Below are 23,099 nucleotides of genomic sequence, written 5' to 3' on the forward strand. Positions count from 1 at the left end.
AGTCAATATATGAAGTGGTCTCGTGAAAAATTAATGCTTCCTTTACTAATCGCTTGCATTGGTATGGTAGTAATCACTTTATGCTTTATACCTAATAACATTCAGCAAGCGGTAGACCCAGTGCGTCCCGCTGTCTCTCTTGGCCCTGTACATGACTCCAACACTGATTTAGGCAAAGGTATAGGGCCAAAGCACGTTTCATTAACTGCGCAAACAGAACAGTCCGATGACACAACGATATTAGAAAACTTATATCAGCTTATTGAGTCCAATCCTCGACAAGCAGCTGTTCTTTTAGACAGCATGAAATTGACTTCAAAAGGTGCACTTACTTTATCTTTAGTTAAGAATTGGAGTTTAACAGAGCCAGAAAATGCATTTAATTGGTATCAAACCCAAAAGGAGGTTCTGTCAGAGTCAGAATATGAAACTGGCATGAGAGCCTTGCTTCTGCGCTACGCTAAACACTCACCTCAGAAAGTATTTTATGATCTTCAGGAATATATTTCAGCTGAACATCACTCAGAAGTAATTGTTGCTGTGGCTGATGGTTGGGCAAATAACGATCCTGAACAATCAATAGTCTGGCTTAGAGAAATAGCAGCCCTAGGCTCAGTGCCAAAAACCACAATCGATGATGCTTACGCAAAAATCATGTCGCACTATCTCAATCATGCACCTAATTTAGCTTTCATTGTTTTGATGGAGTCGGAAGGAATTTTTAACACTGAACAAATCGTTCCTGAACTCGCAGTCAAACAAGCAGAAGAAGACTTGACTACAACAATTGATTGGCTGGCGGCTACTCAACCTGTGCATGTTCAAAATACTAGTTATATCGCAATGGCAAACGCAAGAGTGGAGAAAGATCCCGAAGGTGCTTTTCGGTTATTGACCGAAGTTAGAGAAGTCATAGCAAACAATGAACAAAGCTTTACAGAAGCGGTAGTCCGTTTAGTAAAGCGCGCTGACCATTGGATATGGAGTAATTTCAGAGAGATTCCGCTACATATGCATTATGCCGCATCTGCGGCACTTGCTGAGAGAGCATTAAGCGGGAAGTTACCTTTGGAAGAGTATCGACTATGGCTTATAAACTCTCCTAGTAAACAGGCCCTAGAAGGTGGTGAAGAAGCAATTAACAATTATCAGGAAACCGAATCTTTAAACGAGCCTTAAGACAAAGTCGATTCGGAGAGTGTAAAATATCTGTGTAAGTAGCATTCATAGCCAGCTAAGTTGGTCATTGTAGACTCAAGTGGTCAATGCAACAGTTATACTAAAATACTGATTTGCATGAGGACTGCTGATGAAGCGAATAAAACGTACGTTCACTCAAGATGAGCGAACACTTGTTTTTGATTTAGGGAAGCAAGGTGCTGGATTCAGTGATATTGGTCGTATCATTGAGGCAAAGCCGGGATCGGTATTCACAATTTTACGTGAAGATGGTGGCATTAAACCTAGACCAAGGCATCGTAATGTTTCCCACCTAACGCTATCAGAACGCGAGGAAATCCGCGTTTCGTTGTCTGCAAAGAAGAGCATTAAAGCGATAGCTAAACAACTAGGTCGCTCTCCTTCGACCATATCACGTGAAATCGCCAGAAATAGAGGGCGTAGATATTACAAAGCAGTTGATGCTGATAACCGTGCGAAACGAATTTCCAAGCGGCCAAAGCCAGGTGTTTTAGAGCAATACCCGGAGCTGAAAAAGTTGGTTATAGAGCTGCTGGAGTTGAAGTGGTCCCCAGAGCAAATATCTGGCTGGCTACGTGTCGAGTATTCTCGGCGTAAGAAAATGCAGGTATCACACGAAACCATTTATAAGTCATTGTACGTTAGGGCGAGGAACATCATTCATCACTCGTTGACTGAGCATTTACGAAGAAAGCGGCCTATGCGGCACAGTCGGTTTCATAGCCGTAAAGGTGATAGAGGCTCTATCAATATAGTTAATGGCATTTCAATTCACGAACGCTCAAAACATATTGATAATCGACGTTCCCTTGGCCACTGGAAAGGCGACTTAGTAACAGGCTCTAAAAACACTCATATTGCCACATTAGTAGACCGGAAATCGCGTTTCACAATCATCTTGAAGTTAGCAGGAAAAGACGCAGATTCAGTGAATTCGGTTTTGTTAGCGATGTTTAAAAAAATGCCCTCTAAATACCGCCAATCGCTTACATGGGATAGGGGTATGGAACTGGCTAAACATAGCGTTTTAACAGCGGAATTTGGCATGCCAGTATACTTCTGCGATCCACGATGTCCATGGCAACGAGGTACGAATGAAAACACTAATAGTCTTATTCGACAATATTTCCCTAAAAAGACGGATCTATCACTGCACTCTCAAGACCGACTCAGTGAAGTCACAACTCAACTAAATGAACGACCAAGAAAACATTGAAATTTAAAACACCGTCACACATGATTGAAAGGAGTGTTGCGGTGTTCACTTGAACTTACAATGGCGAGCTTAGCAATGTTGCTGTACTCGTAATTTCGTTAGCGTTAATTTTCAAAGCATGTAATTCCCAAGCTCGTAGCCCATCCTCGCGAAAGCTGGTGTTAAATTGTTTAATATAAAACCGTTACCTTGATTTTATACTAACACATCGCTTGCCGCTTTATGACAGTAAAACAACTGGAGTACTAAGTCATTTCAATCTTTTATACTCCTTCCGCATCTGTGAATTTTTAAGCAGAGAAGCGCGATGAACAATCCTTCAATAATCATGTGGTAAAACTTCCAACGATTTTGTAAGGTGTGAGGTGGTACGTGGTGCACTGTCTTTCCTAGAATTGGTATTTAATCCCAGCCTGAATAGCTTGTATATCGCCAATGCTGCTGAATGTATTGGCATAGGCCAAAGAAACAATGATCTTATCGCTTGCAAGCAACTCGGCGACTACTTTTACACTAAAATCTAGACCTTCAAGCTCACCTTCTGCCTCGGGACCGCGGTTCAGGAAAGCACTTTTACGTATTTCAGCATTCTAGTTACTCACACCTATCATTGGGATAATGCTGAAGCGTTTTGTGATTGGAAGTGTACGCCCAACTCATGCTTTAAGTTCCACGATCCCATACAAATCTGTTAAACCCAGAGATAAAGCTTGATTACCAGAACCGTTTACATTGCCTTCTATAACAATATTATTCGACCATCTATAAGAAATCGAAGCAGAAGTTGCAGTACCTACGTCACTTATCTCATCAGTAGAAATGTCGTCGATAACGCCATCATCTATTTTGAATTCGCCTACTCCTGTTTCTAAGCCAATAACAAATTTTCCCTCAGCAATTACCGGACTACAGAAAGCACACACAATTACAATTGTCCAAGCTTTAAACATTGTTTTTTCCTTTCAAAGATTATGATTTAAACAAGACATTATACAAATGGAGCTTCTCTCATATGACTACAGACACAAGCAGACACATTTACCCACTATTTTTGAGAGATTCCCGAACCGTAGCTAGATTTTCGTTTGTCGAATGAATAAAAGTATTTACATCAACAAACCTCACAATTTTTCTGACTTCGATAGAGTGCAGATAAACCTGCACCCTATCGATTTATTTACCTTCTGCTAAAAGCTTGGTCTTTGTGTAAAGCTAGGCATTACAACCACCAAGGCCTTTGCTGTACTCGTATTACCGTTTCCATCAGATGCTTCCAGCTGCAATTCAATTCTACTGCCAAACGACGCATTTGACGCGTTGACCGTAAGTATCGGATTAGTATTGTCATCGATCACGATGTCTGGCCCTGCAGTTTGTGTCCACAAATATTCAAGCTCATCGCCATTTGAGTCACTTGCATCACCAGTCAAGGTAATTTCAGTAGTGAAGCTACTAAAGAAAATAGGCTTTCCATTAATGCTTACTTCTGGCGCAGCCTCAATTTCAACAGCGTTATTGGGGATCACCGGCTCAATCAGCGTAAAATCATCATCGATAACCTCAGAAGAAGCTTCAAACGTAAGGCTGTTACCTTCAAAAAACCCAGTCACAGTCAATGTAAAAGGTAGCTCCTTTTCTTCACCTGGTTGTTCCAAATACATGCAAATGAAACGGTCTGCTACGACATCTTTTGTGATGTCACCAATGACACTTTCACCATTAGAATAAGTGAACATCTCACCTTCGGTGCCTGCAAAATTTTCATAGCCAATAACTACTGGCGCTTGGTTGCCTAAGTCATGTTCTACATCTCGATATGCAAATATAATGTTAGGCTCATCTTCAGCTGGTACTTGGTTAAATAATGCTTGAAAGCTAATGGTATCATTGCTTCTTTCAATACCAGCGGCTTCGGATTTAAAGCGCATTTTATCCCACTCAACGACAATTAGTTGAAAATTGGATGTGGTGCCAAAATACATATTGCCTCCGTTTTCACGATCGATTACTAAATCACGCCAAAATGGAGCTATCAGGCCATTAAGTATAAATTGATCTGGCATCGCTCTAGGATTATTCGATAAACCAGAAGTATTGAAAACAACTGACCTAGAAAATTCATCAATCGAAATCAGCCCGTTTTCAAAGATAGACAACACATATGGAATACCCTCTGGTGTTTCTGTTCTGCCCAAAAATGACGGACTAATATCCAATAACTGAACGATACCATCGGATGCCTCGCTGGTTAGTAAGGGAGGTACACCTAATTCAGATAAGGGAATATAACCACCGTTTAGTCCAGCGCTAAGTGGCGTTTGACACATATTATCATTTTCATTGGTTGTAAAACGATAGCTAGGGGCGTTCTTAATAGTTGATAACTGCACTATGTCCCATGACAGTGTATTTTCACTAATTGAGAATGTAGCGTTGTCAGGCAATGAGCGCATGTCAGGCAAAACGCCTTTTGGTAAATCAATAACAACATTGTAACGTCTATCGTTGGGACCTAAGTTAGTCGCCACTTTGACTTTGTAATCAACTTTTTGTCCCTTGTTTATCCTGTCAAACTGCTCAGTTGTTATAGAGATGTCATCTTCTAGTTTCGTTAAGTTAATCGGTACTGCCGCAAATTCATTACCTGCTGTACCCTCGACACCAAAGGTAACTACACCATAATATTTTGATGGATTTTGGTCATCTTCTATGGACCAAACAAAGCGAAGGTTAGACGTTATACCATCTTCACTTAATGTATTTGCTACACTCACTACGTCATCGTTGAAGCTCTCTACATAGGTAAATTCGAGCCCAAAATCATTTGTAGCACCTTCGATAAAGTTGTTTTTATTTTGTAGCACTATCCAATAATCACCTTTGTCGGGTCGAACTAAATCAAGAGCACCGCCACCAAACTCAGAATCGAAAGACTGAATAAGCTCAAATGCTTCCGGTAATCCGTTTTGATTACGATCATGAATAAGGTAAAGACTATACTCTGAAGCTGTCGTTTCAGTTACTTCAAAAACGACTCTTGTTGTTACGTCAAAGGTGGAAATAGGAATAACAAGTGTTCCATCTTCGAGGTTATCAAAAACAGATTCGTTATCACTATCAATAGGAACGGGAATATTAAACGATTGTGGTCGTGCCATACTAGTATTGATAGTAAGGTCTTGAGGATTACCAATAAAAAAGTCACCAAATACTTGTGAATCAGTATTACGTTTCGCATTGATATTCACGACATCAGGAACACTTATACTCGATTGGCTCACTAATATCGGCATATGCAGTTCTGGACTGCTAGTAGACGACAATACTACTTGACCAAACGTCCAATCTTTTCCAACTAAGGTTCTGCTACGAAGCTCAAAATTGATTGTTTGAGACTCACCTTCATCAAGCTCGAATGTCTGTGGCGACGCTACGACAGTTATATCGTTCGATTCAGTTTGTGTATTAACCACCCACGAACCGTCTTGGGTTGCCGTTACCGTTCGAGTCCACGAACAAGATATCAAACAGTTGGAGTCAGTTAAACTTGGCAGGTTAAGTGTCTTCTCATCGCCACCGTCAGCTGGGTTAGCCATGGCATAATTTACATCTAACTCGTCCATAACAAGACCAGCCTTAGCTGCTAAATCAACACGAATACGACCTGAACCCATGACTAATGCGTCGGCGGGTGTACTACCATCTTCCAATGTCACAGTGCGTTCTGCTGTCATTGATAAGGCTGAACGTATATTGTCTGGCGTCCAACTTGGGTGTAACCCTTTTAACAATGCTGCAGCACCAGTAACATGGGGGCTTGCCATAGAAGTACCACTGAGCAATCTGAAGTCGCTCGCGTTAGGACCTGTACCGTCTTTTCCAAATTGTTGATCTGCATTGGCTGCATATATAGATACACCAGGCGCTGCTAGCGTAGGGGATAGTGTATCAATCTCTTGATTGGGACCCCGCGATGAAAAATCGGCAATAGCATCAACTCTATCAGGGTTGAACTGCTCGCCCGCAATTGGAGCAAATATTGTACCTTGGTGCTGCGAACCCGAAGTTAGCCATTGCTTCAGGCTATCACCATCTGACTGCCTCAAATGGATACCTGGAATAGAGAATTCATTGGCTATAAGTGTGTCAGCTGTTTCTGCAGTATTTACAACGATAATCCCAGACGCGCCACCGGCCTCGACATTACGAGATTTTGTGACCATGCCAATATCTCCACGGTCGCAAACAACAATATTATTTTCAAATGTTCCAGCAGGGAACGGTACTAAACATTTTGCCGCAATCTCGTTGGTTTCATTGGGTATTGTAAAATCACCGGCATACACAATACTCCCGGTTGTCATATCACCTATACCTTGACCCGCCATAGGTGATAAATCGAATGCGCCACCACTAAATTGGCCCAGTGTGTTTCCCAAAGTAAACTGTCGTCCATGTTCAGTTGCTGCAACGGATGTATACCAAGGCGCTGATTTATTTGTACCTTGTCGGCCAGAATTTCCTGCCGAAGTGGCAACAAACATACCGGAATTTCGAGCAGCTAAAAATGCGTTCTCTACCGCGTTATTCCAAGGGTTTCCTGGAGGACTCGATATAGAATAGTTCAACACGTCAACGCCATCTTTGATAGCGTCTTCAATAGCCAAGACACTCGCCACTAAACTACACCCACCGTATGTGTCACCAGTGCCACCGGGGCTGCATACTTGATATGAAATAATATTGGCATGTGGCGCAACACCTGAAAGGCGGTCAAGGCTTAAACCCAGTGGAATACCATCACTCTCCTCAACTTTGGAAGTTGCTTGAAGTGGAACATCAAACAATACGTTTCCACCTGCGGTGCTAGCAACGTGACTGCCATGTCCACTATAGTCTTCCCCATTTGCAGGCAGGCCTGGTGGAAACACAGAGGAGTCGCTATAGTTATCTGTAATCAGATTGTAGCTGCGCACACCAATCAATTTATCATTACAAAGCTCTGGAAAACCATTGGCGCAATCCCCAACGTAATTGCCTTTACCTAAAGGGTTTGTGTGCGCATATCCATCGTCGCCTACCGCGGCAAATGAAGGATGGTCAGTATTGATACCACTATCGATAATACCAATCACTATACCTTCGCCCATTTCAGATAAACCGTTGGAAGCGCTGCCGCTCCATACTGCTGGAGCGCCTATTAATGACGGCCCAACATCAGTTTCTATTTCGACTGTTACGTCACGCTCAACGGCTAATACACCATCAAGCCTCGCTATTTTTTCGGCTTCCTCTGGTGTGACCTTTAGCACCACGCCATTCATTGCAAACTGGAGGGAAGCAATAACTTGATTGGCTGGCGCAACATTGTATATGGAATCCATCATACTCTGTTGCTTGCCTTTCAAATAGCGCACATATGATTCAATATGACCTGCATCTTTTACAATTTTTTGGACAGCGCTGTCTGATAAAAAACGATTGTTCATTTTCATCAGTTTCATATGTGGGTTTGTTGCTTCTAAACCTGGTACTGAGCCTTGATAAAGAGGGACGGGTTTGTCTTTAAACCTTACGACGTATTTATAAGGCGTGCCCTCAACTAGTTCATGGTCATAGTGCTCAATCTTAAATGTTCTGTTACCTGTTATTTGCGTGTCTGGGTCGATGATTCGAACTGGTGCGACATTTTCAGGTGACCAAATTTTCCTAGCTTCAATATCATCTGCGGTGTCAGCAGCAGCATAGTTTATCGAAAAGGAGGCCACGATAGACGCGGTCAACGCGACCGTGTTTGCCTTGGAAAGGTGCTTTTTCATAATTTTTCTCTTATTTATATATCCTGCTTGGCAGCAGATAAATGTTTAACGCCAACGCTAAAAAGGCACTATGCCTTTTTAGCGTATATTTCCATGCAGCTTCGCCACAAGGAAACACGCTTAAACCCTCTCTAGAATATCGCGGAAGTTTTGTGGTAGAACATAATGAAACGAAGTTAAAAAAGGCAATTCCCTTAGAAATACCTTGGCTTTTCGCGATTTTTAATGGAAATAAACGGTGCGAATAAATTGACTTAGCACTGTTACATTTTTTTGATAGTTAGTCGCACTGAGTCAATATTTTTCAACATACTGAGGGATTACATCATCAAAAGGCATACACATGACAAACTTGGTATTGGTGTCACAGTAATCAATAAGTTTTTCAATTAAGCTGTCTAAGGCAGACAAAGAGGTAACACCTACCTTGACAATAAACGTTGTTGGGCCGGTGATATTATAAATTTTAATAATTTCATCTTGCTCAAGAAGCAAAGCCTTAAATGCTCGCTCTTTTGTGCGATGGACCTCACATTCGATCAAAGCCGTAATAGGAATCGCGATTTTTCGAGGTTGATGATGGGCTGATAACCCATAATCACACCTTCTTGTTCTAACCTTCTGACTCTTTCGGAGTATGAAAAAATCAAAACGATGTACTACCCGCTGTGTCGGCTTAATTGAAAGCTACCTATAGCGAAAGTACAAGATTTCAAACCTACTCGTACTTCCATCATACGCGAAGTGCCGTTGCCAATGGGGATAACACCTTTAATGTTTTCTGACAGTGTTTGCTGTTTATTAGATACCTTTACTGTCATTCCAGCTTGTATAAAAGGGATCGCGGTAAGCGGTGCCCTTACACTTACTTCAATGTTATTTGGATTGACCACTCTAAGTAAAGGCATGCCCAACCGCGTATATTCTCCGATAGACTGAAGTTGCTCAACGACTAAGGCGTCAAACGGAGCGGTCAATTGGCTATGTTCAATGTGATAGGCGGTTAATTCGACGGCCAGCTCTGCTTGTGCAAATTCTTGTTGTGCAACTTCTAGTTGAGATGCGATTTCGTCCAAATTATCTTTCGAAATGTTGTTCAGTGTAGTCATAGACAACAAGCGCTGTTGTCGTTTTTTCAATAGCGGCATCAAGCACCATACCAACTGAAAAAGCTAGTCCTGCAAGTGATATAACATTTAGAGAACTTCCGGTAATCAGCAGTATTATTGCAGTGCTTAATAAACAAATGGGAATAGACGTAGCAACAGTGATCGTTGCTCTAATCTGGCGTAAAAACAGCCACAATACTCCCACAGCAAGTAACACACCGATAGCAAGATTGCTGGTGACTAAATTAATCGCTCTGTAAATAAATACCGAGGCATCGAATGATTGTTCCATGATTAAGTTGTTTTTCGCCAATAAGGTACTGTTAAGAGAAGATACTCTTGTTTTTACTGCCTCAAGTGTAGCTAAAGCATTGGCATCATTTTCCTTATTGAAATATACGGCGAAAGCTGGGTTACCGTTTTGTATACTGGTAGAGGACACGTTATTAGGCTGCACTTTGATATCTGCGATATCGCTGAGTAAGATGGGATTACCATTTCGCCATTCCAATACTAACTGCCCAATGTTGTCGGGCGAATCGTATTTTCAAAGTAAGATACATAGCTTTGAATATTCGCGTCACTACTTGGAAGGATTTGCAAAAAGAAAGCGGTAAGATATTGAGAGCTAGTACCTTGACTCGCCAAATTAATAGTCGGTGATAGTGCATCTCTGGGTAAAGGCGGCAAGCGATTCATTCTACTTGTCACATCAACCAAGGTCTTTTGCATATCCGTTTCTAAACTAAAGATAAGATTGATCGTTGCTCTGCCTTGATCAGCCGTGGCATCTAATCTCTGCAAGCCGGGAATGCCACGCAATACCTCTTCTTGAGGCTCTACAAGCTCAGATTCTACTTCTTTTGGCGAAGCAGCGCGCCAACTGGTTTGAATTGATATTTGGGGACTCTCGATATCTGGAAATAGCTGCATGGGTAAATTAGATAGACTGTAAACACCCAATACAGCGGCTATTGCAACGACGATGAATACAACTGAAGAATTTTCTATGGCCTTTTTAATAACTTTCATATTTATTTACAAAGATTGGGAGTTGATGGCGGTTATAAGCCTGGTTCTGTCTTAAGAAAGATAAGTGCTATGCTTGAATTGATTTTTAAGTTGAATTACATCTTAAGAGTAAACAACCTAAAAACAATCACTCACCGCAAGATAGTCGGCCGTATAAAATGTTTCTTTTATCGCTCTATCGTGGAAATATGCAATTGGTAGAGATTCGTTTGTGTTACATTCAAAATGTATGGTTAGGCTTTTTTTAACTTGCATAAGGGCATACGTGCACACCCTGAATTATAAAAATAAAGTGTTTATCACAATAAGATGAACGGTCGTATTTTGATGCTCAACTCGCTTATCTACTCTCGAAATTCATATACATTAAAAGCCAATGTTAAAAATGGTGAAATAAAATGATGAACTCTTTACGGTTGCGCTCTCTGTTTTTCGTAGCGCTAGTTGGCATAAGCGGTGCGCACAGCCTTCCAGTGTTAGCGCAAACTACAGAAAAAGAAGCCTTATCTAAACTGTCCTTTATGATTGGTGACTGGGTTGGAACCTCAATCAGTTATGAAAAAGACGGATCAAGTGAAAGCATTTCAGTTAGGGAAAAAATAGCTTACCAATTGAGCGGTAATCTGATTAATCTTCTAGTAAGTTCCAACGCCTTAGAATTGCAAACTGTTGTTCGCTACAGTGTTGAAGACGGAAAGTACTATTACCACCCCTTTACTAAAAATAGCACAGGAGAATTTGAGGGGATTATGGAAGATGAGAAATTTGTCGTGAAAATTAATGATACCTATCGCCTTACGTTTGAAAAAACAAACACTGGCTTCAGAGAATATGGTACTAGATTAAAAGACGGAAAATGGATTAAAGCGTTTCAAGACGAGTTACACAGTATCAACAACGTACAAGAAGAATAAACGCTGTTTTGCACCCTTTTTTCAGCTGGACTAATGACTTGTTTTGCATACTTCAAATTGAAATTTGGCAATGAAGCGGTGAATTAAACGTTAGCCAAATAGTTGAGCTTGCTGGGCATTGGTATTGCAAACTTGTCTGTGAAACTTGGTGCCTCAACGTCATCAAATGACGGTGATTAGATAGATTCATTTCGTGGTGGCGCTTTGCATGTGTTAGCAGTAATAAAAGAGCCATTCTTATCAAAGTGCTTTAATATCTTCGCGGTGATGTCTGGCTCTGTAATGCAGGCGATTTCTTTGACATTGTTGCTGTAAAACGCATCGCAAGTTGAAATATCAATGTTGAATACTCTTTTTAAGCGCTGAGCCCACGACATACTGCGGGCATGGTATGGTTTATCTGAATCTTTCATATGCTTTGCTAGGACTATTCAATTCTTACCACACCGCGAGGCCGCGACTTCTGCTCGTGCATTGGCATCGGCCGCAAATACCCATTAAAAACGGATAAAATTGAGCCTGGATTGTAGAACAAGGCGGCCAGCCTAATATTAAAGTCAATCGGTGAATAAAATACGCGCATTGTTTCAGCTGTCTATGGCATTTTGAGTTCATACCTGACGTTGCCTGTGGTAGCTAGGCTTAAGCGTTTTCACTCACAGCTGGCCTCGCTATATATCTATACAATCACTCTAGTTTATCTTTTTGGTGGGTATCAGTAAAAACTCTGCATGTAAGCTATATTTGCTAGTTAGTCAAAGTTTTGCGGTCTTTGGCTTGCAATTTTTTCAAGGTGCAATAATTTCTTACCAAGACCCTTCCATACTGCCATGCGATAGTTGACTGATGAGGCCTGTAAGGGCAATAAACTATCTTCGTGATAGATTGGCAAGTTTAGAAAGTTGTTGTCCATGTCACGTTGGATCAGCCAATCTGGCTAGCAAAGTTTGGTCGATTCAACACACTTCAAATGCTGCTTTACGCATTGAGTTCTATTAGTGCATGCCAGCTATGCTTAAGTTCTTATAATCAGTTCTGAAATATCGAGCGAAAGCTCACGCTCACCACTTGATTTTAATTGCATAACCCGTGCCAAAAGCACGGGTTTAGTGACATTCGTTGATGCTCGTAGTATTAGATTGCCTTACAGCGATTTAATGCCTGCAGATAATAGTAATCGCCATAATTTAACGAGGCATTTAACTCATCATTTGCCGGGAAGTTCCCTGTAGCCTGTTTTAACAAGAAGTGGCCGTTTTCGCCTATATCAGCCAAATAAGCAGGTGAAGATAGTGTCCGCAGCATTTTCATAGCGGCATCGTAATAACGCTCTGACTCGGCCCCTTCAACAAACGTCGATAGCTCTAGTAGCGCACTTGCAACCAACGAAGCCGCAGACGAATCTCGGTACAACGTCGTACCTTCATGTTTCGGTGCATCGTAGTCAAAATAAGGTATTAAATCATCGGGCATATTGGGGTGGCTGAGGATGTAGTTTGCGATGCCGCGAGCATGATCTAAGAACTTCTCTTCTTGGCTAAATCGATATGACATGGTGTAACCATATAATCCCCACCCCTGTCCGCGCGACCATGAAGAATCGTCAGCAATACCTTGGAAAGTTTGCTTCCAATTAGGTTTACCCGTATCTCTATTGTAATTCACCAAGTGAAAAGAACTGTAGTCTTCACGGAAGTGATGCTCCATAGTGACAGTCGCATGGCTGATGGCAGCTTTGCGGTAAACTGGGTCACCGGTTATTTCAGATGCACGATACAACAACTCCAGATTCATCATGTTGTCAATAATGACTGGAAATTCCCATGTTCCCCAGCTCCAAGAATAGGTAACACCAATTTTGGGGTTGTAACGTTCCATCAACGTTTTAGCCGCGTTTACAATAACAACCTCATAATCTTTATTGTCGGTTAATCGCAGCCCGTTTCCGAAACTGTCGTAGATAATAAACCCAATATCATGGGTTTTACGGTTAAATTGATTTTTTTCTAATGCGAGCGTCCACTCGGTGGCCGTATCTAACCAACTTTGATTTTGGTTATGCTCGTATAGATTCCAGAAACTGCCAGCAACAAAACCGGTAGTCCAACCTAGCATGGGTTCTAGCCTTGGCTTACCTTGGCTATAAGACCTAGGAACTTTCTTAGGGTCGGTATACGCTTTTCTGAATCCGTCATACTGAATAGTTGCGTGATCCAATGCTGCCTCGCAAAACTTAGCATTATTTTCCGGCCAATCAATTTTCTTAGAATAAGTGACAGTGTTAGGTACTTTTTCTTTTACTACGGTAGCGCTGGCTTGCTCATCTGTTGCGCTGCACGCATATAAAAGACAAGCAGCCAAAATGGAGGTAATCATTTGCAGTTTTTTGTTCATACAATATATACCGTTATAACTAATTTAGCTTAACAGCATAAACAATAATCCAACAAATTTCATCAAAAACAATCATATTACGTCAGCACCAATCCTCCTTGAATAAGCAGTGAGTCAACTTCTGTCGTATCGGCTTTACGTCAAACATCAACTTTACTTCGCTTATTCAGTTGAATTAGGTCAGAAATAGCGTTAATTTTTTTAAACGGCAACTTAAGACTAAATCCGAAATCACTATTTGTTTTAACAACAAATAGTACTGAAAGTGCCTCTAGCGTTGAGGAATAAACACCTTTGAAGCAATTTTCCAGTGGTCATTAATTTTCACCAAAGTAACAACCTCATACACACGATCTTCCATTTTTATTTGCGCAGTAGCAAGTCGATCATCAATAACATCCAATTTGAGAATCTTAATTTCATTAACATTGAGGTTTGTATTAGGGATAGCCCCCCACATATCTGCCTCACTGTGCATGTCTAACCACTTTGTAAGAGCACTGTCAGGGCTATGTGGTAAAGCTGGAGTTAACATGACAGCATCTTCACTGAAAGAATCTTTAATCAAGCTTGCGTCTCCAGCGATTTGTCCGCCAATATATTTGTCAAATATCACCTTTTCAATTTGTGCAAAACTCTCGGAGGAGTTTGTGAAAGGTGCCTTTATTAAATTCTCTGTAGCAAATGATTGTTTGGACATCAGAACGAATGAAATGACCAAAAATGAATAGTATTTAAGTTTCATATATTTTCTCTCGCATTATCTTTTTAGTGTGTCTACAACAAAGGTATACTGAGAATAGAAATGATTGATAGTTATTATCTTTGAACGGCATGATTTAGAAGTTTAATGAAGGATCCGCATGGGAGAAAGCTTGTCGCGCAGTGATATTTTAATCCCAATCAACCTTTTAAATTAAGTCACCGCAAAAACAATCTAAAAAGCAAAGCTCTATGCGCTTTTTGTCTACGGAACTACCTGGCTTGAATGTAGTCAGGTAGCACTTTATCGCCCGTCTCACAGTTGAAACCGTTTTATCTATTCTTTTACCCATCGCACTTGATATGTTTGAACTGAAAAGGAAGGGATAGACGCATCAATAGAAACAATTGAAGCGCGATCATTCCCTTGAGTGCTTCTCTCAATCCAGTCACTCCACTTCAAGGAAGTGACTTTTCCATATCTTTCCTTTTGCTTACGAAAAACGTCCCGCCCTACTTCGTTTAAAGCATCGCGTATAGATGCCGTAGAATGAGCATCGGCTTTACGCCACCCGCCGTTGCTCTCTAAAATAGTAGCGTTAGGAAAATCCTTGAAAAACTGCTGTTCAATATTTGTTTCGCTATCGATTTGTGCTGCACGATATCGAAACCTTGTGCCAGTAGGCTTGTCAACGCGAACATCTATTTGAAGTAACTCTGGAGCCAGGTTTACCATGTTTTCGTTATTAAAGCTGAAGGTAAGCACGTCAATTCCTTCATCAGCCTCTCTTTTTGTGAATATTCCGTTCACCGTATTTCCCTGATGCGTTTTAGAAACACTTGAGGTATTTTCGTAGAGCGTATTACCCACCATTGAAAACAGTGCAAGCTGTGTCATTGCTTCAGGACTATAAGACCCTTCTTGCACATTCCCCCACTGAAACACCTCTTTGATGTTGTGGGTTAGCATCATTTTGGCGAGCATGGCAAAAAACGCTGAGTTATGTGACGTTGCGACACTAACGAAACCTGCCCGCTTCATTTTGACAATGAATTTATACTCATGAATTTCAAAGCTAGCTTCTGGGTTATAATCTACGTGCTCCAAAATGGGAGCTATCTGATTAGCATATACCTTTTCCATATCCATTTCGTGAGGATGGGTTATATGGGGGTAGTAAGAAATCGCTAAGAAATCATAGGGCACGTTATTTTCTTTTGCCCAAGAGACAAAATGCGGTGCATAGGCATCTTCTTTGTTACCAGTGTAATCAATATACCGGCTTTTATGAGAGGCTTCTCTGAAGTGAGCGCCTACCTTTGCACTAGGTAGCACAGTCTTAATTGCTGTTACTGTATTGCGGTAGTGATCAAAAAATTCCTCTCGCGTAGCAGCCCAGTGCTGTGGCCGGGTATCTATTTCAGATCCCACTCTAAATCGCCAGTTAAGCACTCGCTCTTTGCCATAACGTTCAACCAGTTCGGTAATAAAGGCGCGAATGTAATTGTTCCATGCTGTTGCATCGTTCGGCGGTAGTCCATTTCCATACACACCCACTTTGTCTTTCAATAAATAGTGCTCACCATCGGGCTCTTCTACAAATTTATAGCCACGCTGAAAGGCCCAGGGTGGATTATCTAATACAATCTGAAAGATATCCCAATCGCCCTTCAACCAACTATCAAGCTTAGCGAATGCAGCCTCAAAGTTATAAATATACTTCTCACCGTCCCATAAATAGGTATCGCCCGATAAATCTTGGTTAAACCAGCCACCTAACATTCTAACTGAATTCACCTTAGGCCTGCGTCCAAACGTTGCCGGTTTTGAATTTGGGCTCCCTCTCTCTGTTCTCACAGCAACATCGAAAAAATCATACACTTCGCCTACTTGTGAAAGATCGTCCGTGAAATCCGCAGCCAACGTTACTGGTATATTCGTATTATTGACGATTCGCTTTTGATAAAACGATGAGGCATCGAGAGGAAACTTAGCCTGCAGTAGTTCACGTAACTTTTCCTCTATTTTTTGCAAAGCTGGCTGTCCAGACTCATTAACCCGTGCAATTTCGGAATCTGTGTGATCGTATAACTCCGTGAACTTTATTTCCTGCGTAGCAGCATCTCGCCACTGGGTATATCGCCATTGACCGTCCGTTACTGTTACCCCCATAATCTTGCCGCGATTAAACAAGCTATAGGCAGCTGGCTTGAATGAATGGTCGGGATTGTCGATAAGAGACAGCATACTTTTCCCATCTACTTCAGGCATATTAAGACCTGCCGCCTCGGCGAGCGTCGGAAAAATATCGATATTTTCAACCAGTGCAGACGAGGTTCGGTTCGCTACGCGAGCGCTATGAGAAAGCTCTCGACTGATAATCAAAGGTACGCGGGTATCTAGCTCCATGTTGGTATGCTTGTTCCACGCGCCATACTCACCTAGCTTGTAACCATGGTCGCTCATCAACACAACCATGGTATTTTGTCGCAGGCTCATTTCTTCAAGAGCCTGCATTACCCTGCCTACTTGGGCATCCATATAACTTACCGATGCGTAATATCCGTGTATGAGCTTTTTCGTGAGTTCATCATCAACATTACCTTCTTTAGGAATGCCACCGTACATACGAAGTTCCCCCCAGTTCGTAAGTGCAAGGCGGTACATGTTTTCAGGCTTATTCCGGCTTGGCACGGCAAAATCGTTGCTGTTATACAAGTCCCAGTAACGTTTCGGAGCATTAAAAGGAAGGTGAGGCTTACTGAGGCCAACGAACATCAAAAACTTATCGTCTTTTAACGCTTTCAATGTATCTATGGCATCGCTGGCCACTTTACCGTCTTTGTAAAAGTCGTCATCTACCTCGCCCGCTTCATACGCAAATCGCTTCTCTTTATTTCCGTCAATGGCGTAAAAGTTATCGAGCTTTTTGATATGAGTAGACCAGTTTTCTGCATCGTCTGTTGTACTGTGGTAAACCTTTCCAATACTAATGGTCTTGTAGCCATTGGCTTTAAACAATTGGGGCATCGACATCACATTAGGTTGATTAGGTCTAAGTCGGCCGTCTCGCCTAATCGTATACAGCCCCGTGGTTTCAGGCCGCAAGCCTGTCATAATGCTAACCCGAGAAGGGCCGCATATTGCTTGTTGTGCATAGGCTCGAGTAAACTTCACGCCCTCACTGGCCAGCTGGTCGATATTGGGGCTGTGCACCTTATTATGACCATAAACGCCCAAGTCAGGGCGAAGATCATCAATCAAGAACACCACAATGTTAGGAGTTTTATCAGATTGACTTGCATAAGTCATTGCGCTGAATAATATACCTGTAAACACGAGCATAAGCGCAGTTAAGTATTTAAGTACAAATTTCATTTCGACCTCTTGAACCTAAAGTGCGTCTATTTGCCAGGTACCTGGTTCAACTTCAAAATTGATGTATTTTGATGTCTCTGACACAAACTTTACACCGCTTACATTGTTTCTAGCTTGCCCGTTTTGCCATAAAACTCTGCCATTTACGGATATTTTGCTGATATCAAAATACGCTTTAGGCACCCCGAGCGTAGCCACCGTATTAACAGGGGAAGTGAGTTCAAGCGTAAGGTTTTCCGAGGTGCGGCTGATTACAAAATCGATATCGCCTTGCACACTAGGCACGTGCTGTTCAATGCGTTTCATATGCGCCATGTTAGGCATAATCTCATACGTATTCCATGCCACAGAAGTTGGCGCTATGCCGGCAATATATTTGCTAAGCACTGTGCTAGGTGCATTCCATGCGTGGTTTTCTGTTCCCCCGCCATTCATGTATTCGGTTAATGTAGAGCGAACCGGATTGTCTACCTGTTTGCCGTAACGTGTTTTCATTCTTGAGAGTGCATCATCATAACGCCCAGCTATTGCCATAGCGTTATACACCATCCATTCAAAGTGCGGACTGGAAAAGTGGTTGGGGACTAATACATTGTCGACTATTGAGTTGTATTGTGATTCGTCAGCTAAACCGAACAAAATAGCAACTGCGTTGGCTCGATCGTCTTTAAACTGCTGAGGGTTACTGCTGTAAAACCCATTTTGCCAAAACTCTGCCCTAAAGGCCTTTTTGAGTGCTGTGATGCGGCTATTGTAAAAATCCAGGTGAGTATCGTCCCCTAGCGCTTTGGCCATTTTGCGGGCAGATACCAGTGCGCTGTAGTAAAGCGCATTTTGAATAACGTCGTAGTCTATGGTGTCTTGTGGTCCCCAGTCTGTCCATTTCCATGCGCCGCTTCTAAACGTGGCAAGACCATCTTCTTGCGCTCCCCACAACGTAAGGTAGTTGTGCACATATGGATAGGCAAATTCCAACGTTTCCCGATCGCCGGTATTGTAGTAGTAGTGCCAAATACCTTGTTCTATAAACTGCAAGCTCTGTGCTGGCAATTCTCTAAATCGACCAGGACCTAAACCTGCGAAAATACCGGTTTCACTATCGCTGAAGGCCAGCGTTACTTTAATCGCTTTTTTAAGCAAATCTCGCCCCGGCTTATCCATTGAGTAAAACAGATAGCTTGCTTGGTCGGCTACATCGCCAATCCATAAGCCACGTTCCCTGTCAGGGGTATCCATAAAGTTATCGCGAGCACAAATATATAAGGTATTTTCAGCCATCTGCCAAATGCGCGTAAACCAAGCATCGTCTGCTTCAAAATGTCCAGGCGTTGAGCCAACCCCAGTCCAGCGATACTTTAAGCCGTGCACGATGACACCTTTTGGGAAGGTATATTCTATAGTGCGGGCGTTAAACCATGAATACGACTCAAACTGCTGCCGACCTTCTTTTGTCGTATACTCGGTCTCAATGGTGTTAAGTCGCATATTAGAATCGATATGGACCACTTGGCCCTGCTTGGCTTCAATATCAAAATAAGGCGTTACATTTTTATTAAAGTCGAGTACGCATTTAATGGTTTCTCCGTTACTCACAAAGGGAAACTCACTGGCTGGGAAATTCTCGCAGTAAGCTAATCCATAGTTATTAAGAATAGGTATTTCACTGGGGAAAAGCGCATTAAAAGGCGCGCGTGGCGGACGATGTAGACTTTTTGCTTGTTGCCAATGTGTGTCGTCGTACCCTGGCTTATACCAAGCATTGTCGGTCCAGTCTCCCATGCTGTTATTAGCATCGTAGTCAATGTTCCATGCTGCCACGCGGTAAGGAGATTGCTTTGTCACTTTAGTTGCGTAGGCTGGATGTGGGTTTACTTTCCATGAGTCGTCAGAGATAACATGAGTATTACCTATATCAGCTTGAAAGATAAAGCCCCCTTTATTAGACGAAATATGGGTGCCTTTTTGCCCGTTGTCACCGTAATACCATACCAATACTGCAATAGTATTAGTGCCTTCAGTGAGATATGGGCTAATATCAACTTGGTCATAGTACTTGTTAGATGCAATAGGAAAGAAATCCGTTCGCGGCGCAGGTGTTACGGGGGACGGCCCCCCGGTGTAACTTCCCTCGAAGACCACAAGTTCACCGTTGATCCACAACCAATATTTGGTATCTGCGCTGATATAAGCAAAGCTTTCCTGAGGTTGTTCATCTAGGCTAATTTCTTTACGAAATGTCATCCAGGTATTCGGATCGGTAAATCGTTCTTTTACCCAAATCCACTCAGCGGTCCATTCAACAGCAAGCGCAGAATGCGGTAAAACCGAACCAAGTAGCACAATACCGGTAATAATAATTTCTTTTATACGCATAATTTGTTTTCCATAAAACGGTTACAACGGCATGATTGATTAACCAACAGCACGTTACTTGGTTGTCGTAATTTCGCCCGAGATACGATAAGAGCCTGGCTCAAGCCATAAGTCTGTATCTTCCAACTCCTTGCCATCTCGGGTCAGTATCAACCCCTCAACCAACGGGAGTTTCAATTCAGCTCGGGTGTTTTTAGGTATGGTGATACTCATTGATAATTGACTGGAGGCAGTAGACCAAGCCACGCTAATATTGCCATTTATGGTTGGCACAGTGCCCTTTAAGTTATTCAGCTTACTTGTGAACTGCGGATTAATTTGAAAGGTTTTGAACCCTGGCTCTAGTGCCCTAATTCCAAGCATACCGGTATAAAACCACTCAGCCACAGCGCCGTAAGCATAATGGTTTAATGAATTCATATTGGCTTTGTTAAAACCGTCTTCAATAGAGTACGAGTCCCATCGCTCCCAAGTGGTGGTGGCGCCGTTGTTGATTGAGTAGAACCATGACGGATAGGTTTCCTGCAGCAAAATATCGTACATCAGTTCGCTATGGCCATATTGCTGAAGAACTTGATGCAGCATGGGCGTGCCGAGAAAACCGGTACGTAAATGCCGATCGCTTTTCTCTAGCAAGTCTAATAACTTCTCAACGGCAGTGGCTTGTTGGTCCTCGGAGAACAAACCAAACGCCAGCGGCAGTAAATAACTTGTTTGAGTAGTTTTGAGGTTAAGTTCAACAGTTTTTGGTGATTTAAGCCGTTTCCCTTTTTCTCTCTTAATTTGCTTAGTCGTTGTGCTTACAACATTAAGGGCATCATCGAAAAAGAACGTTCTGAATTTTTGCTTAATGTTATTAAATAAACGTCGATATTGATGAGCGTCAGATTCATAGCCTAGCGCCTGTGCAGTTTTGGCCAAGATGTCGACGGAGCGCGCGTAATAGGCTGTAGCTATCAAATCTGGGTGCGTGTCACCTGATGCACGCCCGTTTTCTGTAAAAGGCTGTAGCCAGTCACCGTACGTACCGATATTTGAGATATAGTCAAAGCTATTAAACTCGGTGAATTTTACCCACCGCTTCATCATTGAGTAATTTTCCGAAAGAACTGTTAAATCGCCTGTATGCTGATATAACTCCCATGGAACTATGGTTGCCGCATCACCCCAAGCAGCGGCGGTTCCCTCAGTAAGAAACGGCCGAAACGGCACAAATTTGGGGATCATTCCGTCAATGCCCTGCTCTTCTCGCATGCTCTCTAGCCATGATGCCCAGAATGCGTAAACGTCTGCTTTGTATAAGGATGTGCGTACAAAAACTTGAGCGTCACCCGTCCAGCCTAACCGCTCATCGCGCTGGGGACAGTCGGTTGGAATATCAAGAAAGTTACCCCTTAGCCCCCACGACACGTTGCTTGATAACTTATTAAGTTTGCTATGGTTGCTGGAAAAATTGTCATATACATCAAAATCAGAATGAAGCACCTTTCCTGTAAGCCAATCCAGCGCTGGCGTTGCTGTTTTGTCATAACCAGACACTTCTACGTAACGGTAGCCATGAAACGTAAATGTTGGTTGATAGGTGATTAGGCCGTCAGAGTTAGGAATATACCAATCGGTACTTTTGGCCGAGCGCAGATTTTTAACATAGAATTCCTCTCCTTGCAGTGCTTCAGAAAAACGAATTTTCACGGGTTGGCCCTTTTTCACCGGTAGCGATACTTCGGGCACGCCTACCATGTTTTGACCCATGTCGAAAATGGCTACACCATCTTTTACGCTCACAAGTGTGATAGCAGGAATTGTTTTTGTTACTCTTACTGGCGCATGACGTTTCGGCCGCAGCTTAACCACAGTTTCAGGGGGCTCAGAGTAAACACGTTTCCAGCCCTCACTATCAAACTCTGGAGTATTCCAACCAGGCATCTCATAATTCGCATCATAGCGCTCACCATCGTAATTACCCGCAGTGCGAATGGGGCCTTGGTCCGTTGATAGCCAGCTATCATCCGTTACAATTCGCGAGCTTGTGCCGTCTTCAAAGGTGACTTCAAGCTGCGCAATAAGACGCAGTGGTGTTACGTAATCCTGCTTTGTAGGATGGAAGATACGACCTTGCCACCCTTCTGCCAATGCAGCACCAATGGCATTAGCGCCTGACTGTAGTAGGTTAGTAACATCGTAAGTCAGCGTCTCAATACGTTTATGATATGGCGTCCACCCCGGAGTCATGACATCTTCACTCACCGCCTTACCATTAATGAAGGGCTTAAAAACGCCCTTTGCCGTGATATAAAGTCGGGCACGTTTAATGGGTTTATGAAGTTCAAAGTTTTTGCGTAAATACTGTGGCGGGTAGTATTGGTTATCTGGTTGCTCAATAGCGTTGGGACTTAGCACTTGCGTACGCTCATTGGTGTCTGGATGCCCTATCCATTGAGCGTGCCAATCACTGTTTCTCAATAAGCCAGTTTCGAGCGTCTGTATTTCACTCCATTGTGAACTATTGCTTTTTACATCCCATGTTTTAACTCGCCAAAACACGCGTTGCCTTGATTCCAAAGTGAGGCCTTCAGGTCTTATCCAAGCGTTTTTAGAGGAGGTTACTCTTCCGCTATCCCCAATGATTTGTTCAGGCTTGAATGCACCGTCGCTTGCAACTTGAAGTTGGTAGCTTTGCTGAGCTAGCTGAGAAGACTCAGTGTCAAGCTGCCAACTAAAACGTGGCACGCTCTCATAGTGGCCGATGGGATTTACCCCCCCTTCTCCCACCGTAAGTCCAATGGGGGGAGCTATTAATGATGACTCATTGTCATTGATGGAGTCAGGCCCTACGTGCTCGCAGGCAACAACAAAAATAGCGAATAAACATAATACTGAGTAACGATAATATGGCATTTTTTGGCTCAGATCAGACTTTATATAATTAGAAAAGGCAACGAATTGTGAGATTAATACCCT

General features: G+C 42.5%; 14 protein-coding genes and 1 pseudogene. 3 read left to right on the forward strand and 12 right to left on the reverse strand.

Going from position 1 to position 23,099, the window contains the following annotated elements; all coding sequences use genetic code 11:
• Positions 1–9 precede the first annotated feature (9 nt).
• Together GVO62_RS14810 and GVO62_RS14815 are read left to right on the forward strand one after the other, a co-directional pair.
• A complete protein-coding gene (locus tag GVO62_RS14810; protein ID WP_159119887.1) occupies positions 10–1,179 on the forward strand; it encodes a hypothetical protein in 1,170 nt (389 codons plus the stop codon).
• Positions 1,180–1,318: 139 nt separating this feature from the next.
• A pseudogene (locus GVO62_RS14815) lies at positions 1,319–2,469 on the forward strand (IS30 family transposase).
• 603 nt (positions 2,470–3,072) lie between these two features.
• Here GVO62_RS14815 and GVO62_RS14820 read toward each other — a convergent pair.
• The 6 genes from GVO62_RS14820 to GVO62_RS19510 all read right to left on the reverse strand — a co-directional run bounded on the left by GVO62_RS14820 (position 3,073) and on the right by GVO62_RS19510 (position 10,376).
• Complete coding sequence (locus GVO62_RS14820; protein ID WP_159119888.1) at positions 3,073–3,366, reverse strand: hypothetical protein; 294 nt, start codon at positions 3,364–3,366, stop codon at positions 3,073–3,075.
• Positions 3,367–3,603: 237 nt separating this feature from the next.
• Positions 3,604–8,235 (reverse strand): S8 family peptidase, encoded by a 4,632-nt coding sequence (locus GVO62_RS19655; RefSeq protein WP_159119889.1) that lies wholly within the window; start codon positions 8,233–8,235, stop codon positions 3,604–3,606.
• 294 nt (positions 8,236–8,529) lie between these two features.
• The gene (locus tag GVO62_RS19685; RefSeq protein WP_159119890.1) at positions 8,530–8,778 is read right to left on the reverse strand and encodes an Lrp/AsnC ligand binding domain-containing protein; all 249 of its coding nucleotides are present in this window, start codon (positions 8,776–8,778) and stop codon (positions 8,530–8,532) included.
• A gap of 116 nt (positions 8,779–8,894) precedes the next feature.
• A complete protein-coding gene (locus GVO62_RS14835; protein ID WP_159119891.1) occupies positions 8,895–9,344 on the reverse strand; it encodes an HlyD family efflux transporter periplasmic adaptor subunit in 450 nt (149 codons plus the stop codon).
• Positions 9,313–9,855, reverse strand: coding sequence for an efflux RND transporter permease subunit (locus GVO62_RS19505; RefSeq protein WP_236547185.1), 543 nt, complete (start codon positions 9,853–9,855; stop codon positions 9,313–9,315). Before GVO62_RS19505 ends, GVO62_RS14835 begins: the two co-directional genes overlap by 32 nt.
• A gap of 2 nt (positions 9,856–9,857) precedes the next feature.
• Positions 9,858–10,376, reverse strand: coding sequence for an efflux RND transporter permease subunit (locus GVO62_RS19510; RefSeq protein ID WP_236547186.1), 519 nt, complete (start codon positions 10,374–10,376; stop codon positions 9,858–9,860).
• 398 nt (positions 10,377–10,774) lie between these two features.
• On the opposite strand from GVO62_RS19510, the gene GVO62_RS14845 reads away from it, so the two are divergent.
• Positions 10,775–11,290, forward strand: coding sequence for a hypothetical protein (locus tag GVO62_RS14845; protein WP_159119892.1), 516 nt, complete (start codon positions 10,775–10,777; stop codon positions 11,288–11,290).
• A 176-nt stretch (positions 11,291–11,466) separates the two neighbouring features.
• Here GVO62_RS14845 and GVO62_RS14850 read toward each other — a convergent pair whose 3' ends face one another.
• From GVO62_RS14850 to GVO62_RS14875, 6 genes are all read right to left on the reverse strand, one after another.
• Positions 11,467–11,703, reverse strand: coding sequence for a hypothetical protein (locus GVO62_RS14850; protein WP_159119893.1), 237 nt, complete (start codon positions 11,701–11,703; stop codon positions 11,467–11,469).
• Positions 11,704–12,424: 721 nt separating this feature from the next.
• Positions 12,425–13,684: a glycoside hydrolase family 88 protein gene (locus GVO62_RS14855; RefSeq protein ID WP_159119894.1), complete on the reverse strand. Its 1,260-nt coding sequence runs from the start codon at positions 13,682–13,684 to the stop codon at positions 12,425–12,427.
• A 271-nt stretch (positions 13,685–13,955) separates the two neighbouring features.
• Complete coding sequence (locus GVO62_RS14860) at positions 13,956–14,429, reverse strand: nuclear transport factor 2 family protein (protein WP_159119895.1); 474 nt, start codon at positions 14,427–14,429, stop codon at positions 13,956–13,958.
• A 294-nt stretch (positions 14,430–14,723) separates the two neighbouring features.
• On the reverse strand, positions 14,724–17,765 hold the full coding sequence (locus tag GVO62_RS14865) for a sulfatase-like hydrolase/transferase (protein WP_159119896.1): 3,042 nt from the start codon (positions 17,763–17,765) through the stop codon (positions 14,724–14,726).
• Positions 17,766–17,780: 15 nt separating this feature from the next.
• Positions 17,781–20,138 (reverse strand): alpha-L-rhamnosidase-related protein, encoded by a 2,358-nt coding sequence (locus GVO62_RS14870; protein ID WP_159119897.1) that lies wholly within the window; start codon positions 20,136–20,138, stop codon positions 17,781–17,783.
• 54 nt (positions 20,139–20,192) lie between these two features.
• Positions 20,193–23,036, reverse strand: coding sequence for an alpha-L-rhamnosidase (locus GVO62_RS14875; protein ID WP_236547187.1), 2,844 nt, complete (start codon positions 23,034–23,036; stop codon positions 20,193–20,195).
• Positions 23,037–23,099 lie beyond the last annotated feature (63 nt).

Source organism: Alteromonas sp. KUL150, assembly GCF_009811475.1.
GTDB lineage: Bacteria > Pseudomonadota > Gammaproteobacteria > Enterobacterales > Alteromonadaceae > Alteromonas > Alteromonas gracilis.

What these genes read in the sequence shown, in the direction of transcription:
- GVO62_RS14810 (WP_159119887.1), top strand. Translation starts at nt 10, where the DNA reads ATGAAGTGGTCTCGTGAAAAATTAATGCTTCCTTTACTAATCGCTTGC.
- GVO62_RS14820 (WP_159119888.1), bottom strand. Translation starts at nt 3,366, where the DNA reads ATGTTTAAAGCTTGGACAATTGTAATTGTGTGTGCTTTCTGTAGTCCG.
- GVO62_RS19655 (WP_159119889.1), bottom strand. Translation starts at nt 8,235, where the DNA reads ATGAAAAAGCACCTTTCCAAGGCAAACACGGTCGCGTTGACCGCGTCT.
- GVO62_RS14835 (WP_159119891.1), bottom strand. Translation starts at nt 9,344, where the DNA reads ATGACTACACTGAACAACATTTCGAAAGATAATTTGGACGAAATCGCA.
- GVO62_RS19510 (WP_236547186.1), bottom strand. Translation starts at nt 10,376, where the DNA reads ATGAAAGTTATTAAAAAGGCCATAGAAAATTCTTCAGTTGTATTCATC.
- GVO62_RS14845 (WP_159119892.1), top strand. Translation starts at nt 10,775, where the DNA reads ATGATGAACTCTTTACGGTTGCGCTCTCTGTTTTTCGTAGCGCTAGTT.
- GVO62_RS14850 (WP_159119893.1), bottom strand. Translation starts at nt 11,703, where the DNA reads ATGAAAGATTCAGATAAACCATACCATGCCCGCAGTATGTCGTGGGCT.
- GVO62_RS14855 (WP_159119894.1), bottom strand. Translation starts at nt 13,684, where the DNA reads ATGAACAAAAAACTGCAAATGATTACCTCCATTTTGGCTGCTTGTCTT.
- GVO62_RS14860 (WP_159119895.1), bottom strand. Translation starts at nt 14,429, where the DNA reads ATGAAACTTAAATACTATTCATTTTTGGTCATTTCATTCGTTCTGATG.
- GVO62_RS14865 (WP_159119896.1), bottom strand. Translation starts at nt 17,765, where the DNA reads ATGAAATTTGTACTTAAATACTTAACTGCGCTTATGCTCGTGTTTACA.
- GVO62_RS14870 (WP_159119897.1), bottom strand. Translation starts at nt 20,138, where the DNA reads ATGCGTATAAAAGAAATTATTATTACCGGTATTGTGCTACTTGGTTCG.
- GVO62_RS14875 (WP_236547187.1), bottom strand. Translation starts at nt 23,036, where the DNA reads ATGCCATATTATCGTTACTCAGTATTATGTTTATTCGCTATTTTTGTT.